The organism is Actinokineospora sp. NPDC051303, assembly GCF_055586285.1.
Genome location: NZ_JBVJIN010000005.1, coordinates 173305 through 187913, shown reverse-complemented (window position 1 = coordinate 187913; position 14609 = coordinate 173305). Strand labels below are relative to the sequence as shown.

At 73.0% G+C, this 14609-nt stretch carries 13 protein-coding genes and 2 pseudogenes; all 15 read left to right on the top strand.

Features of this window, described 5'->3' with window-relative positions; genetic code table 11:
* Positions 1 to 14 precede the first annotated feature (14 nt).
* The 15 genes and pseudogenes from ACZ6SD_RS06300 to ACZ6SD_RS06230 all read left to right on the top strand — a co-directional run bounded on the left by ACZ6SD_RS06300 (position 15) and on the right by ACZ6SD_RS06230 (position 14607).
* Positions 15 to 1094 carry a zinc-dependent metalloprotease gene (locus ACZ6SD_RS06300; protein ID WP_465315844.1) on the top strand — a complete coding sequence of 360 codons (1080 nt, stop codon included), beginning with the start codon at positions 15 to 17 and terminating at the stop codon, positions 1092 to 1094.
* Positions 1091 to 2059, top strand: coding sequence for a tRNA lysidine(34) synthetase TilS (gene tilS, locus ACZ6SD_RS06295; RefSeq protein WP_465315843.1), 969 nt, complete (start codon positions 1091 to 1093; stop codon positions 2057 to 2059). Before ACZ6SD_RS06300 ends, tilS begins: the two co-directional genes overlap by 4 nt.
* A gap of 10 nt (positions 2060 to 2069) precedes the next feature.
* On the top strand, positions 2070 to 2618 hold the full coding sequence (gene hpt, locus ACZ6SD_RS06290; RefSeq protein ID WP_465315842.1) for a hypoxanthine phosphoribosyltransferase: 549 nt from the start codon (positions 2070 to 2072) through the stop codon (positions 2616 to 2618).
* 142 nt (positions 2619 to 2760) lie between these two features.
* The gene (locus ACZ6SD_RS06285; protein WP_465315841.1) at positions 2761 to 3129 is read left to right on the top strand and encodes a hypothetical protein; all 369 of its coding nucleotides are present in this window, start codon (positions 2761 to 2763) and stop codon (positions 3127 to 3129) included.
* 29 nt (positions 3130 to 3158) lie between these two features.
* Positions 3159 to 3728: a DUF3558 domain-containing protein gene (locus tag ACZ6SD_RS06280; RefSeq protein WP_465315840.1), complete on the top strand. Its 570-nt coding sequence runs from the start codon at positions 3159 to 3161 to the stop codon at positions 3726 to 3728.
* An 8-nt stretch (positions 3729 to 3736) separates the two neighbouring features.
* On the top strand, positions 3737 to 5152 hold the full coding sequence (locus tag ACZ6SD_RS06275) for a hypothetical protein (RefSeq protein ID WP_465315839.1): 1416 nt from the start codon (positions 3737 to 3739) through the stop codon (positions 5150 to 5152).
* A gap of 175 nt (positions 5153 to 5327) precedes the next feature.
* The gene (locus ACZ6SD_RS06270) at positions 5328 to 6086 is read left to right on the top strand and encodes an ESX secretion-associated protein EspG (protein WP_465315838.1); all 759 of its coding nucleotides are present in this window, start codon (positions 5328 to 5330) and stop codon (positions 6084 to 6086) included.
* A 193-nt stretch (positions 6087 to 6279) separates the two neighbouring features.
* The gene (gene ftsH, locus ACZ6SD_RS06265) at positions 6280 to 8658 is read left to right on the top strand and encodes an ATP-dependent zinc metalloprotease FtsH (protein ID WP_465315837.1); all 2379 of its coding nucleotides are present in this window, start codon (positions 6280 to 6282) and stop codon (positions 8656 to 8658) included.
* A gap of 45 nt (positions 8659 to 8703) precedes the next feature.
* Positions 8704 to 8979: pseudogene (locus tag ACZ6SD_RS06260) on the top strand (GTP cyclohydrolase I); the annotation flags it as partial.
* 522 nt (positions 8980 to 9501) lie between these two features.
* Positions 9502 to 9849, top strand: a pseudogene (gene folE, locus ACZ6SD_RS06255) (GTP cyclohydrolase I); the annotation flags it as partial.
* Positions 9846 to 10691 carry a dihydropteroate synthase gene (folP, locus tag ACZ6SD_RS06250; protein WP_465315836.1) on the top strand — a complete coding sequence of 282 codons (846 nt, stop codon included), beginning with the start codon at positions 9846 to 9848 and terminating at the stop codon, positions 10689 to 10691. The pseudogene folE and the gene folP, both read left to right, overlap by 4 nt.
* Positions 10688 to 11059, top strand: coding sequence for a dihydroneopterin aldolase (gene folB, locus ACZ6SD_RS06245; protein ID WP_465315835.1), 372 nt, complete (start codon positions 10688 to 10690; stop codon positions 11057 to 11059). Before folP ends, folB begins: the two co-directional genes overlap by 4 nt.
* The gene (gene folK, locus ACZ6SD_RS06240) at positions 11056 to 11541 is read left to right on the top strand and encodes a 2-amino-4-hydroxy-6-hydroxymethyldihydropteridine diphosphokinase (RefSeq protein WP_465315834.1); all 486 of its coding nucleotides are present in this window, start codon (positions 11056 to 11058) and stop codon (positions 11539 to 11541) included. The genes folB and folK overlap by 4 nt, the downstream gene beginning before the upstream one ends.
* The gene (locus tag ACZ6SD_RS06235; protein ID WP_465315833.1) at positions 11538 to 12005 is read left to right on the top strand and encodes a DUF3180 domain-containing protein; all 468 of its coding nucleotides are present in this window, start codon (positions 11538 to 11540) and stop codon (positions 12003 to 12005) included. The genes folK and ACZ6SD_RS06235 overlap by 4 nt, the downstream gene beginning before the upstream one ends.
* Positions 12006 to 12060: 55 nt before the next feature.
* Positions 12061 to 14607: a DUF6779 domain-containing protein gene (locus ACZ6SD_RS06230; RefSeq protein WP_465315832.1), complete on the top strand. Its 2547-nt coding sequence runs from the start codon at positions 12061 to 12063 to the stop codon at positions 14605 to 14607.
* Positions 14608 to 14609: the final 2 nt, after the last annotated feature.

Below are 14609 nucleotides of genomic sequence, written 5' to 3'. Positions count from 1 at the left end.
GTAGCGTCGCGGATGTGAACGGGGCGACGAGCGCGGAAGTGGCCACACCGGGCGGGGTCTCGCCGGTCGACTGGGACCTCGCGGTCTCGACCGCGCGCCGCCTGGTCCGGCCGGGGCCGTCGGTGCCCCGGCAGGAGGCCGAGCACACCGTGGCCAGGCTGCGCGAGGTCACCGCGGAAGCCGAGGCGCACGTGCGCGGTCTCACCGGGCTCGGCGCGGGGCTGCCGCTGCTCGGTGGCGACGTCGTGGACCGGGACGGCTGGATCGGCGCGGCGGCGCACAGCATCGCCACGCTCACCTCCGGCGCGCTGCCCACCAGGCCCGACAAGGTCGTCAGCGGCGTCCTCGCGGGCACCGCGGGCGTGCAGGCGGGCATGGTCCTGGCGTACCTGGGCAGCCGGGTGCTCGGCCAGTACGACCCCTTCGGTGACGGCGAGGCGGGCAGGCTGCTGCTGGTCGCGCCCAACATCGTCGCGGCGCACCAGGCCCTCGACGTGCCGCCGGAGGATTTCCGCATGTGGGTGTGCCTGCACGAGTGCACCCACCGGTTGCAGTTCACCGCCGTGCCGTGGCTGCGCGAGTACTTCCAGAACCAGGTCTCGACGTTCATCTCCGGTCTCGACGACAGCGCCAACAGCGCGCTCAGCAGGCTTCCCGAGCTGGTGCGGGCCGCGCGCGCCAAGCCGGACCCGACCGCGTCCTCCGGGCCGATGGGTGTGATGGAGCTGCTCCAGTCGCCCGCCCAGCGCGCGGTGTTCGACCGGCTGATCGCGCTTTCCACGCTGCTGGAAGGCCACGCCGACCACGTGATGGACGCTGTCGGCCCGATGGTGGTGCCCACCGTCGCGACTATCCGCGAGCGCTTCACCGTGCGCCGACGCGGCGGCGGGCTGCTCGACAGGATTCTGCGCAGCCTCTTGGGCGTGGACGCGAAGATGAAGCAGTACGCGGTCGGCGCGAAGTTCACCGCGCACGTGGTGGGCGAGATCGGCATGGAGCGGTTCAACACGATCTGGACCTCGCCGGAGACCCTGCCGCTGCGCTCGGAGCTGAGCGACCCGCAGGCGTGGGTGCGCCGCGTCTCGCCCTCGTGAGTGGGGGCAAACCTCATCCCGCGGTCGCCGAGATCCGTGTGGCCGTACGCGCGCTCTTGGCGAAAGCCTGCCCGGTAGACCGAATCGCGGTAGCCGTGTCCGGCGGCGCTGACTCCCTCGCGTTAGCGGCGGCCGCACAGCACGTCGGGGCCAAGAGCGGCCTCAGAGTCGACGGGTTGATCGTGGACCACAACCTGCAACCCGGGTCGGCCGAGGTCGCCGCGCGCGCCGCGGACCAGCTCACCGCGCTCGGATTGGCCGACGTCCGCGTCCTCCCGGTCGTGGTCGGCGGCGCGGGCGGGCTGGAGGCGGCCGCCCGCCGCGCCCGCTACGCGGCCCTGCGCGCGGCCGCGGGCCCGCACCTGGTCCTGCTCGGCCACACTCTGGACGACCAGGCCGAGACCGTGCTGCTCGGCCTTGGCCGGGGATCGGGCCCGCGGTCCATCGCCGGTATGCGCCCCATCGACCCGCCCTGGGCCCGGCCGCTGCTCACCGTCACCCGCGCCACCACCGAAGCCGCCTGCGCCGCCCTCGGCCTGGCCCCCTGGCGCGACCCGCACAACGAAGACCCGCGCTTCACCCGCGTCCGCCTCCGCCGCGAAGTGCTGCCCCTGCTCGAAGACGTCCTCCAGGGCGGTGTCGCCCAAGCCCTGGCCAGGACCGGCGCCCAGCTCCAGGACGACCTCGCCGCCCTCGACCACCTCGCCGCCGACCTGCGCGCCCGCGCGGGCGACGGCGCGGCCCTGCGCGTCGCCGACCTCGCCGACGCCCCGCCCGCGCTGCGCAGACGCGTCCTGCGCCGCTGGCTCACCGAGGCGGGCGTGCCCGAACTCACCGACGCCCACCTGCGCGCCGCCGACGACCTCGTCGGCCGCTGGCGGGGCCAGCGCGGGGTGGCCCTGCCGGGCGGCTTGGTGGCACGCCGCGCGCATGGCAGGCTCACCTGCGAAGGTCCGGAAACCTGAGAGGGGAACCGTGTACGACGGCGACATCGCCTCCGTGCTCATCACCGAGCAGCAGATCGATGAGAAGATCGCGGACCTTGCCAAGCAGGTCGCGGACGACTACCCCGACAACGGAGCCGACCTGGTGCTGGTCGGCGTCCTCAAGGGCGCGGTCATGTTCATGACGGACTTCGCCCGCGCGCTGCCCGTCCCGGTCCAGCTGGAGTTCATGGCGGTCAGCTCCTACGGCTCGGCCACGTCCTCCTCCGGCGTGGTGCGCATCCTCAAGGACCTCGACCGCGACATCGCGGGCCGCGACGTCCTCATCGTCGAGGACATCATCGACTCCGGCCTCACCCTGTCCTGGCTGCTCAAGAACCTCGCCTCGCGCAACCCGCGCTCCCTGGAGGTGTGCACGCTGCTGCGCAAGCCGGACGCGGTCAAGGTCGAGGTCCCGGTCAAGTACGTCGGCTTCGAGATCCCCAACGAGTTCGTCGTCGGCTACGGCCTCGACTTCGCCGAGCGCTACCGCGACCTGCCCTACATCGGCACCCTGGAACCCCGGGTCTACACGTCCTGAGACCGAGTTATCCACAGGTTGCGCCGATCTCTGCCCGGGGCGTGGTCGAGTGCGTTAGCCTCGGAGCAAGGTCAGGAGTCCTGGCCAGGGGTTGTCGGGGAACTCGTTGGGGAACTCGCTGGGGAACGTAGGGGAGACGAACGTGTACGACGCCAGTGGTGGGATCGGCGCCGCCGTCAGCGCCTTCGCGGGCGCCGCGGCCAGCGGCATGGTCTCGATCGACCCGGACGCCGCCCAGGCCGCCCTCACCGAGATCGGCAGCGTCCGCGACGAACTGACGATGGTGGCCCAGAACATGGGCATTGGATACCCGGTCGTGGAGTTGGGCGCGAATCCGGTCGGCGAGGCCATGGCGCGCAAGTCGATCGATCGTTTGCAGGGGGCGGACTCCCTCTACGTCGCGCTCGGGAAACTCATGGAGCAGGCCGAGACCGCGGAGAACGCCCTCAAACAGGCCATCGCCAACTACCAGCACACCGACCAAGGCAACGCTGCCAAGTACAGGGGATAGCTAGCGTGGCCCGATATCTCGCACGCGCGGTGCTGCTGTCGTCCGCGCTCCTGCTCGCCGCCGGTTGCGGCGACCCCGTGGCGGGCACGCCCGGCGCGGCTCCAGCCGAGTCCAGCGCCGCTGAGCCGACGACTGGACCTTCCGCGTCCGCACCGACCTCGGCGACCGCACAGTCCTCGGCTCCCGTGAAGAAATCCACCTTCACCAACACCGAACTCTGCGAGCTGCTCACCGCGGACGAGGTGGCGCAATTCGGCGCCGCGAACCCGAAACCCACCTATAACGGCTTGAGCGGAAATCCGCAATGCCAGTGGCGCGGTGACACCGTGGTCGGAATTGATTTCGGGCCGGACTCGTCCGTGGAAGGGAACCGCACTGGTGAGGGGATCACCAACACCAACATCGAGGTCGCGGGGCTGCCTGCCGTGTTGCAGTTGAACGAGCCCTATGGTCTTTGTCAGGTGCTCACCAGGATCAATGGCGGGAAGTCGACCGTGGCGACGGGGGTGTCTCTGCTTTCCGGTGGCAGGGGCAAGTACGACAAGTGCGAGCTGGCGCAGAAGCTGGCGAATATCGTGATTCCCAAGGTTCAGGGCTAGGGGGAGAGATGGCGCCCAACGGCGGAGAGCATCGGTACGGCACCCAGGAGTACGCGGGCGACCGCGCCGCTGACGTGCAGCGGGGCCAGCGCAACATGCCGCAGGAAGACCGCTCGACGGGGCACGAGATCCAGCAGAGCATCGCCGCGAGCCAGGCCGCGAAGCTGGCGCCAGAGGTGCGGATGGGCGACGACCGGGTGGTCGTGCCGCAGAACTGGGCGAGCCGGACGAGCACTGAGCTGTTCGCGGCCGCCACGCAGCTCAACAACCCCACCACCGCTGACGCCCTCGGCCGTGGCTTCAACGAGAGCGGCAACCGGCTGATCGAGGCCGCCAACCGGCTCTACGAAGCGGTCGCCAAGCTGGAGCACGCCTGGCAGGGCGCCGCAGCCGACTCGGCGCGGCAGGCGTTGACGCCGCTGGCGGCGCAGGCCGGGCAGGCGGGGATCACCGCGCAGTACATGGGCACGGCCATGGCCCGGCAGGCGACGGCGGCGGCCGCGGTGAAGAACCTGCCGCAGCCGGTGGAGTTCGACGCGTCGACCGAGTTGAACAAGGCGCTGGCCAACCCCAACCCGATCGCGGGCATGGCCGACATGGCGGCGAAGGCGGAGGAGGCCAAGGCCGTCAAGCAGGAGCAGGTCACCTACCTGGAGAACTACACCCAGGCGATGACGGCCGTCGACTCGGCGACGCCGTCGTTCGTGCCGCCGCAGACCCGGATCGAAGGCGGGGGTGGCGACGGCGGGTTCCACGGCGGCGGCGGGGTCCCCTACGGCGCGGGCCCCGGTGGCGGCGCCGACCTCACCCCCGGCGGCTCCCACCACACCAGCCCAGCGGGCCTCACGCCCGGCGGGCCGGGTGGGCACACCCCCTACACCCCGCACAACCCGCAGACTCCCGCGCTTCCCGGCGCGCAGACCCCCGGCGGGCTGTCCAGCGGCACCAACGCGGCGGGCTACACGCCGCCCAACAGCAGCACCCATGTGCCGAACTTCTCCGCCACCGGGGCCAACCCCAACCTCAGCGGGCAGGGCGGCGGCTTCGCGGGCGGGCCCTTCGCCGGTGGCCGCGGCGGCTTCGGGCCGGGTGGCGGCGTCGGTGGCGCTGGCGGCCGAGGCGGAGCCGGGCTCGGCGCGCGCGGCGGCGCGGGAGCCTTCGCCGCGGGCGACCCGGACGGGCACGGCGGCCGTCCCGGTGGCCCGGGGCTCACGGCGGCCGAGGAAGCCGCGCGGGCTCGCCAGGGCCAGGGCGCGGGCACCGGCGGGCGCAACGCGTCCGGCATGGGCGCGGGCGCTGGCGGCGGCCGAGGGCAGGGCGACGAGGACACCGAGCACCAGCGTCCCTCGTACCTGATCGAGCCGGACCCGGAGGACACCTTCGGCACCGACCAGATCACCGCGCCCCCGGTGATCGGCCAATGAGCGAGCCGTTGGCCGAGCGCGCGGGCGCGTGGCGTGGCCGGATGAGTGGGCGGGCCCTGGTGAGCGAATGCGCGGGCGAGTTGTCGACGCGGTGCGCGGGTGTGCGGGGCCACCAGATGGATGGGGTGAGCGGGCGCGTGGGTGTGCGGGGTCGCCGAGGCAGTGAGGTGGCCGCATGACCGTGCAAGCAGCCGAGACGCTGAGTCCGTTGGCGCTCGACTTTCTTTGGGAGGCCCTGGGCGCGGGCGACCTGCCGTATCCGCTGGAGGTCCGGTCGCACGGGGCGACGGTGGACGAGCGGTCGCTGTTGCGCAGGCGCGTCCACGAGGAACTGCGTGAGCGGGGGCTGCTGGACCGGACCGGGCGGGTCGAGGCGCACATCGAGCGGTCGCTGGCGCTGATCGCGCGGCCGGAGATCTCGATCGACTCGGTGTTCCTGCCCGAGGTCGGCGGGCCCGCAGTGGCCGCGTTCGCCGCGGTGGCCGGTGGCAGCGGGGTCCTGGCCGTGCAGGCCGGTGGCGGTCTGCGGCTCACCCCGTTCCGGGCGGAAGCGCTGGTCACCGAGGTCGTGGGGATGCTGCCGGGCGCGCCGCGCGGCAGTGAGACCTCCATTTCGCTGCCCGCTGCCGAGTTCGCCGCGGGCGGGCGCGGCAACGGCGTCGCCGCGGAGGACACCAAGAAGGCGCTGGCCAGGCTGGTGTCGTCGCCGAACCTGCGGGGCGGCCAGCTCGCGGCCACCAGCCGCGACCGGATGGGCGGGCGCAAGCGCGGGCGGGTGCTGTCCTGGTTCGACAAGCCCTCCGGCCGCTACCTCAGCACCATGCGCCGCGGCCGCGACGGGCAGGACTGGGTGACCGTGGCCCCCGCGGACGCGCCCACCTTCCGGCACCGGGTGGCCGAACTGGTCGCGGAGGTGACCGCGCCAGCGCGCTGAGCTGCCGGGAACCATGCCCGGCGGCTCCACGTTGTCAACCATGGGCACCCAAGCCGGCACTTCGCGCGGTGAGGGCGTCCGTGCGGACGGTACTCTGGTGAGACCGGAATGCCTCGTCCGGCCGGGTAATGGGTCGTCATTGCCCTCACATGCAAGTCAGGGAGGGTGGAGGCCGCGTCGCGGCCGTAAGTGAATGGACCGCAAGCGCCTGCTTCGCAACCCGCTGCTGTGGATCGTGGCGGTGTTGCTGATCTATTTCGCCTTCAGCATGCTGTTCGACGACACGCGTGGCTACACCTCGGTGCCCACGTCGAAGGCCGTCGCGCAGATCCAAGCGGGCAACGTCAAGGTTGCCGAACTCGGCGACAAAGAGCAGCAACTCAAGCTGACCCTGAACAACCCGATCGACCACGACGGGCAGCAGGTCACCCAGATCCTCGCGCAGTACCCGGCCGGGGCGACCTCCCAGGTCTACGAGGCCCTGATCGCCAAGACCGGGACCGAGTTCAAGACCAGCGTCACCCAGGACTCGTTCCTGACCCAGATCCTGATCTTCCTGATCCCGCTTGGCCTGCTCCTGCTGCTGCTCATGTGGATGATGAACAACGTCCAGGGCGGCGGCAACCGGGTCCTCAACTTCGGCAAGTCCAAGGCCAAACAGTTGCCCAAGGACATGCCGAAGACCACGTTCGCCGACGTGGCGGGCGCGGACGAGGCGGTCGAGGAGCTCTACGAGATCAAGGACTTCCTGCAGAACCCGGCCCGCTACCAGGCCCTCGGCGCGAAGATCCCCAAGGGCGTGCTGCTCTACGGGCCGCCGGGAACCGGCAAGACGCTGCTCGCGCGGGCGGTCGCCGGTGAGGCCGGGGTGCCGTTCTACTCGATTTCCGGCTCGGACTTCGTGGAGATGTTCGTCGGTGTCGGCGCCTCCCGCGTCCGCGACCTGTTCGAGCAGGCCAAGCAGAACTCCCCGTGCATCATCTTCGTGGACGAGATCGACGCGGTCGGCCGCCAGCGCGGCGCTGGCCTCGGCGGCGGGCACGACGAGCGCGAGCAGACCCTCAACCAGCTGCTGGTCGAGATGGACGGATTCGACGCGCGCGGCGGCATCATCCTGATCGCGGCCACCAACCGCCCGGACATCCTGGACCCGGCGCTGCTGCGCCCTGGCCGGTTCGACCGGCAGATCCCGGTGTCCGCGCCCGACCTCCTGGGCCGCAAGAAGATCCTGGAGGTCCACGCCAAGGGCAAGCCGATGGCCCCGGACACCGACCTGCACAGCCTGGCCAAGCGCACCGTGGGCATGTCCGGCGCCGACCTGGCGAACGTGCTGAACGAGGCGGCGCTGCTGACCGCCCGGCAGAACGGGGCGTTGATCACCGGAGCCGCGCTGGAGGAGTCGGTCGACCGCGTGATCGGCGGCCCGGCGCGCAAGAGCCGGATCATCTCCGACAAGGAGAAGAAGATCACCGCCTACCACGAGGGCGGGCACGCGCTCGCCGCGTGGGCGATGCCCGACCTGGAGCCGGTCTACAAGCTCACGATCCTGCCGCGCGGGCGCACCGGCGGACACGCGCTGGTCGTCCCCGAGGACGACAAGCAGCTCATGACCCGCTCGGAGATGATCGCCCGGCTGGTGTTCGCCCTCGGCGGTCGCTCGGCGGAGGAACTGGTGTTCCACGAGCCGACCACGGGCGCCTCCAGCGACATCGAGCAGGCCACCAAGATCGCCAAGGCGATGGTGACCGAGTACGGCATGAGCGCCCGGCTGGGCGCGGTCAAGTACGGCCAGGACCAGGGCGACCCGTTCCTTGGCCGCTCCATGGGCCACGCGCCGGACTACTCCCTTGAGGTCGCGCACGAGATCGATGAGGAGGTGCGCAAGCTCATCGAGGCCGCGCACACCGAGGCGTGGGACGTGCTGAACACCTACCGCGACGTGCTGGACGACCTGGTTGTCGAGCTGCTGGAGAAGGAGACGCTCACCCGCAAGGACCTGGAGCGGATCTTCTCCCGGGTCGAGAAGCGGCCCCGGATCACCGCGTTCAACGACTTCGGCGAGCGCACCCCGTCCGACAAGCCGCCGATCAAGACCCCGCGCGAGCTGGCCAAGGAACGCGGCGAGCCGTGGCCGGAGGACACCGACCGGGAGCCGGTGCCGACCCCGGTCGCGGCCATCCCGGGCGCGGGCGACCTGCCCGGCGGCCCGCCCAGGACCAACCCGGAGCTTCCGCCGGGCGCCCCGGGCAACGGCGCGGGCCCCAACGGGATGCCGCCGCCGTACGGCCAGCCCGGTCCGTACGGGGCGCAGCCGCCGCCCTATGGGCAGCAGCCGCCGCCGTACGGCCAGCCGCCGCAGCAGCACACCGGCAGGCGCGACGGCCCGCCGCACTACGGCGCGCCGCCCGGGTGGACCCCGGCGACGACCCCGGGGCACCCGCAGGGCGGCCCGCACCAGTCGTGGCAGCCGTCGTGGGGTGAGCGGCAGAACGAGGCGAACCAGCACGGCGAGCGGCCGCACGGTCCCACTGGCCGGGATCAGGACTCCGATGGACGCGCCAACGGTTCCTAATGCGATGGTGGCGGCATTCAGCCGCGACGATCTGCGGAGGCGCCGATGACGACCAGCAGCGACGGGGCCGGGGCGGGTTTCGCCTCGGCCCCGGTGTTCGACAAGGACCGGGCTGAGAAGGCCGTCCGCGAACTGCTCATCGCCTGCGGTGAGGACCCCGACCGCGACGGGCTGTTGGAGACCCCGGCCCGGGTGGCTCGGGCCTACGCTGAGCTGTTCGCGGGCCTCTACATCGACCCGGATTCCGTTCTGGACAAGACGTTTGACGAGAGCCACGACGAACTTGTCCTCGTCACCGATATCCCGATGTACTCGACCTGCGTTCCCAGCGCGCAGACCGTGAACGCGGTCGGCGGGCGGAAGCGGGCGGCCGATGTCCGCGTCGGCGACCAGCTGTGGACCCTGGCGAACGGGACCGTGGAACCGACTTCCGTTGTCGAGGTCAGCGCCCGCGAGGCCAGGGGACTGGTCGAGGTCACCACGGCGGGCGGCGCGTTCACGGTGACCCCGGACCACCCGATGGCCACCCCGGACGGGTGGCGGGAGGCCAAGGACGTCGCCGGAACGTTCATCGAATGGACCCCCGAGGCCGGTCTCGCCTCCCGGAAAACCGGGCTGACCAGCGCGAGGAGGCCGGTGCTCGCGGCGGCGCTCCCGGCGGCCGACGCCTGGACGCGCAGGCACGGGTTCGACCAGCGGTCGCACGGGACGGTGCTGGCCGAGTCGGAATGGGCCCGGGTCGAGTCGGTTCGGGAAGTGCCGGGTTCCGGGACGCACACCGTGCACAGTTTCACCTGCGACCCACACCCGACTTTCCTGATCGCCGGGCACCTGGCGCACAACTGCGAACATCATCTCGTGGCATTCCACGGGGTCGCGCATGTCGGCTACATCCCCAATGAGCACGGCAAGGTGACCGGGCTGTCGAAACTGGCCCGCCTGGTCGACCTCTACGCCCGTCGCCCGCAGGTGCAGGAGCGGCTGACCTCGCAGATCGCCGACGCGCTGATGCGCAAGCTGGACCCGCTCGGGGCGATCGTGGTCATCGAGGCCGAGCACCTGTGCATGGCGATGCGCGGCATCCGCAAACCGGGGGCGCGCACGACCACCTCCGCGCTGCGCGGCCTGCTGCAGACCTCCCCGTCGTCGCGGGCCGAGGCGTTGCAGCTGATCAGCGGGCGCAGCCGGTGACTCTCCTGCCCAGCCCCGGCCGGTGCGCGGTGATGGGGGTGCTCAACGTGACCCCGGACTCGTTCTCCGACGGGGGCCGCTACCTCGACCGGGGCGACGCCATCGCGCACGGCCTGGACACCTGGGCGCGGGGCGCCGACCTGATCGACGTGGGCGGGGAGTCCACCCGGCCGGGCGCGGGGCGGGTCGACGCCGAGACCGAGACCGCGCGGGTGGTCCCGGTCATCCGGGAACTGGTCGCGGCGGGGGTCGTGGTCAGCGTCGACACCACCCGGGCGCGGGTGGCCGAGGCCGCGGTCGCCGCGGGCGCCACCGTGATCAACGACGTGTCCGGCGGGCTCGCCGACCCGGACATGGCGCGGGTCGCGGCCGAGACGGGCGTGCCGTGGATTCTGATGCACTGGCGCGGGCACAGCCGGGACATGGACGCCCTCGCCGACTACGTCGACGTCGTCGCCGAAGTGCGCGCCGAGCTGCTGGCCAGGGTGGACGCCGCGTTGCAGGCCGGGGTGTCCGAGCAGGCCATCGCGCTGGACCCCGGGCTCGGGTTCGCCAAGAACGCCGAGCACAACTGGGCGCTGCTGCGCGACCTCGGCGCGCTGCTCGAACTGGGGTTCCCGGTGCTGGTCGGCGCGTCCCGCAAGCGTTTTCTCGGCTCCCTGCTCGCCAAGGACGGCGTGCCCCGCCCGCCGGACGGCCGGGAGGACGCGACCGCGGCCGTGTCGGCGCTTGTCGCCGCGGCGGGCGCCTGGGGCGTGCGGGTGCACGACGTGGACCGATCACTCGACGCGGTGGCGGTGGCCGCCGCCATGACGGGAGCCCCGAAGGGAAGGCAGGAATGACTGACCGGATTACCCTCACCGGGCTGCGCGTGCGCGGGAACCACGGCGTGTTCGACCACGAGAAACGCGACGGGCAGGAGTTCGTCGTGGACATCACCCTGTGGATCGACCTCGACCGGGCCGCGGCCACCGACGACCTGCGGCACACCGTGCACTACGGCGAACTCGCCGAGCGGGCCGCGAAGATCGTCGCGGGCCCGTCGCGGGACCTCATCGAGACCGTCGCCGCCGAGATCGCCGAGGGCGAGATGGCCGACGACCGCGTGCACGCCGTCGAGGTCACCCTGCACAAGCCGAGCGCGCCGATCCCGCTGTCCTTCGCGGACGTGGCGGTCACCGTGCGGCGGTCCCGGCGGGCGCGCCGGTGACCAGGGCCGTGCTGTCCATCGGGTCGAACCTGGGCGACCGGCTCGCCAACCTGCGGGTGGCCGTTGACGGCCTCGCCGACGTGCTCGTCGCGGTGTCCCCGGTGTACGAGACGGCCGCCTGGGGCGTCACCGACCAGCCCGACTTCCTTAACGCGGTGCTGATCGTGCGTGACGACGCGACCGACGCGTGGGGCTGGCTGCGCCGCGGCCAGGACCTGGAGAACCGGGCGGGCCGGGTGCGCGAGCGGCGCTGGGGCCCGCGGACCCTGGACGTGGACGTGGTCACCGTCGACGGGGTGCGCAGCGACGACCCGGAACTCCTGCTCCCGCATCCGGGCACGCCGGAGCGGGCCACCGTGCTCGTGCCCTGGCTCGACATCGAGCCGGACGCCGAGGTCCCCGGCCACGGCAGCGCCCGCGCGCTGCTCGCGGGCCTGGACAGCGCCGGTGTCCGCAGGCGTGACGACCTGGAGTTGCCGTGAGGTTCACCAAGCCGCGCGACCTGGTGCCCGCGGGCGTGCTCACCGCCGTGATTGTGCACCTCGCCTTCCGGCTGTTCTACGGCGACCTGGTTCCGCTGCCGACGCTCGCTGGGGTCACGCTGCTCGTCCTGGCGATCGCGGAGACCGCGCTGGGGTTCGCGCTGCGCGCCCGCATTCGGCGCACGACGCCGGGCAAGGTGGTGCAGGCGCTGAGCGCGGCCCGCGCGGTCGCGCTGGCGAAGGCCTCGTCGCTGCTGGGCGCGATTATGCTCGGCGCCTGGCTGGGCGTCCTGGCCTATGTGCTGCCGGAAAGCGGACAGGTCGAAGCGGCCAAGAGCGACGTCCCGAGCGCGGTGATCGGGGCGCTGTGCGCGGCCGCCTTGATCGGTGCGGCGTTGTGGCTAGAGTCATGTTGCCGGACGCCCGACGATCCGAATGACCAGCGTCGCGACGGCGCGCGGTAAACAACGGGGCATCCGTTTGGTCTCGTCAAGATAACGGACCGGTACGGTAGTGCCCATGACGGCCCGGACCGAATCCGCCGAAGATCAGGACGCAGGCTCATCCGGCGCGCGCGTTCTGCTCTTCGCCGCGCTGGGGTTGGCCGTCGCCTCCACCGCCGTGCTGGTGCTCAGCGACTCGGTGCGCTGGCTGCGGCTGGGGGTCGTCGCCGCGCTGTGGGCCGCGCTGGCGGGCGCGTTCGTCGCCGCGAAGTACCGCAGGCAGGTCGTCGACCGCGCCGAGGAGGCCGCCGAGCTGCAGGAGGTCTACCAACTCGAACTCGAACGCGAGATCGCCGCCCGCCGCGAGTACGAGTTGGAGATCGAGGCCGAGACCCAGCGCAAGGCCGAGGAGAAGGCCCGCGACGATCTCGCCGCGCTGCGCGAGGAGCTGCGGGCGATGCGCGAGAACCTGGAGAAGCTGCTCGGGGGCGAAGTGTTGGTGGAGCGCTTCGCCCTGCACGCCGAGGCCACCCGCATGCGCGCAGGCGCCCAGGACTCCCCGGTGCTCGGTTCCCGGCGCAACGGCCAGCTCCGCCGCCTCTCGGCGGCCTCGTCCAGCGAACCGGAGACCGAGCTGATCGAACGCGTCCGCACCGACGCGCGCGGCAGGTCCGACCGCTGGTTCTCGGTGGACTCGGCAGGTCCCGGCGACGGAGTCGAGAACGAGCGCATCGACCCCGACTGGACCCCGTCCTGGGAGTCCGGCGAGCACCGCGTCCCCGGCCTCAAGGCCGCGCGGGAATCGCAGCGTGCGCGCACCGGCCATGAGCCGGACCGGGGCGGCCAGGGGATGCCCGTCCCGGGGCGCGCGGACGCGGCCAAGAGCCAGGCGATGCCGGTTCCGCAGCGCCCGGAAGCCCGCGCGGGCGCTGGCCAGGGCGACCCCGGGCGGCCCGGCTCGGAGGTGTCCGAGCGGCTGGGGGACGGCCGCCGCGCGCCGCAGCCCGAGGCGCGCGCGGGCCGGAGCACCGAGTCGTTAAGCAGACCGGGGGCCGGGGCGCGGGCGGACTACGCCGCGGACGGTCAGCCCGGTCGAGGTGCTCCGCAGCGGCCGCGGTCGGCGGTGGGCCAGTCCACCCAGGCGATGGCGCCGCCGCGGAACAGCCAGGAGTTCCCCGTTCCCGGGGCCGCGGAGAGCCACCCGCGAACCAGCCAGAATCTTCCGGGCGGCCCGCAGAACCGGCCGCCGCAAGACCGGTCAGCCCAGCAGAACCGACAGACCCAGCCCGCCGACGCGGGCGACGCCGAGCGCACCTCGGCGCGCCTCCACCCGGTCCAGCCGCAGGCCGACCGGACCGCCGTGGGCATGGCCCCCGTCCAGCCGAACCCGCCCCGCACCCCCGCTGCCCGACCCGCCGCGGACCAGGCCCCCGGGCGGCAGGCCCCTGAGCAGACCGCGGCCAGGATTCCCCCCGTGCAGCCGAACGCGGATGCGGCCCGGATGGCCCCCGGCAGGCAGAACGCGGACCAGCCCGCGGCCAGAGCCGCCCACGGTGGGGGCCAGGGGAGCGAGCAGGCGGCGGCAGGCGGGGCACGGGAGAACCGGACGAGCGCTCGTGGGGGAGCGGACCCGGATCGGCAGGAGGCTGCCCGGGGTGGTCACGCGGCCGCTCGGGGCGCCGCGCATCAAGCGGGCGCGCCGAGCGCGGCCGGGACGGCGGCGGGACAGTCCCGTGTCTCCGCACAACAGCACTCGGGGGCCCCGCAGCACCAGGGGCACCCGGCTGATTGGCCCCAGGAACCGCTTCCCGACGAGCCAGCGCGGCCCCAGGAGGGCGGCCGCCGTCGCGCGATCACCGGGACGTTCCCGCCGGTCAACCCCGCCGCTGCCGCCGTGGACGAAGCCCGGCGGGCTGCGGCTGCGGGCGGTCAGGCGGTCACCCGGCACGCCGTGGACGAGCCGGTCGGGCGGCACGGCGGGGAGGCAGGCGGGCACCACGCGGAGACCGCGCCCACCGGGCGGCGGGCTGCCCCGGAGACCCGGGGGCGGCGGGCATTGCCCGACGAGGGCGTGGGACGGCGGGCATTGCCCGCCGACGAGAGCCCGGGACGACAGGTGTTGCCGGGCGACGAAGGTGTGGGACGGCGGGCATTGCCCGACGAGGGCGCGGGGCGTCGGGTGTTGCCCGCCGACGAGAGCCTGGGACGACGGGCGTTGCCGGGCGACGAGGGTGCGGGACGGCGGGCATTGCCCGACGAGAGCGTGGGACGGCGGGCGTTGCCGGGCGAGGGCGTGGAGCGGCGGGTGTCGCCCGACGATGAGAGCGCGAGGCGGCACGCGTTGCCGGGCGATGAGGGTGTGGGGCGGCAGGCGGTGCCGGGCGACGACGGCGCCGGGCGGCGGGCGGCGCCGGACGAGGACGCCGCGGGGCGGCGGGCCGCGCCGGAGACCGCTGGCAGGCGGGCGCTGCACGAGGACGACGGCGGGGGCCGCAGGCGGCGGGCCGACGACGCGCCCGCGGAGACCGGGTCGCACGCTTCCGGGAAGTCGGTGAGCGAGTTGCTGGCCGCCAACGGGGCGGTGGCGAGTCCGCGCCGTCGTCGGCGGCGGGACGACGAGTGAGT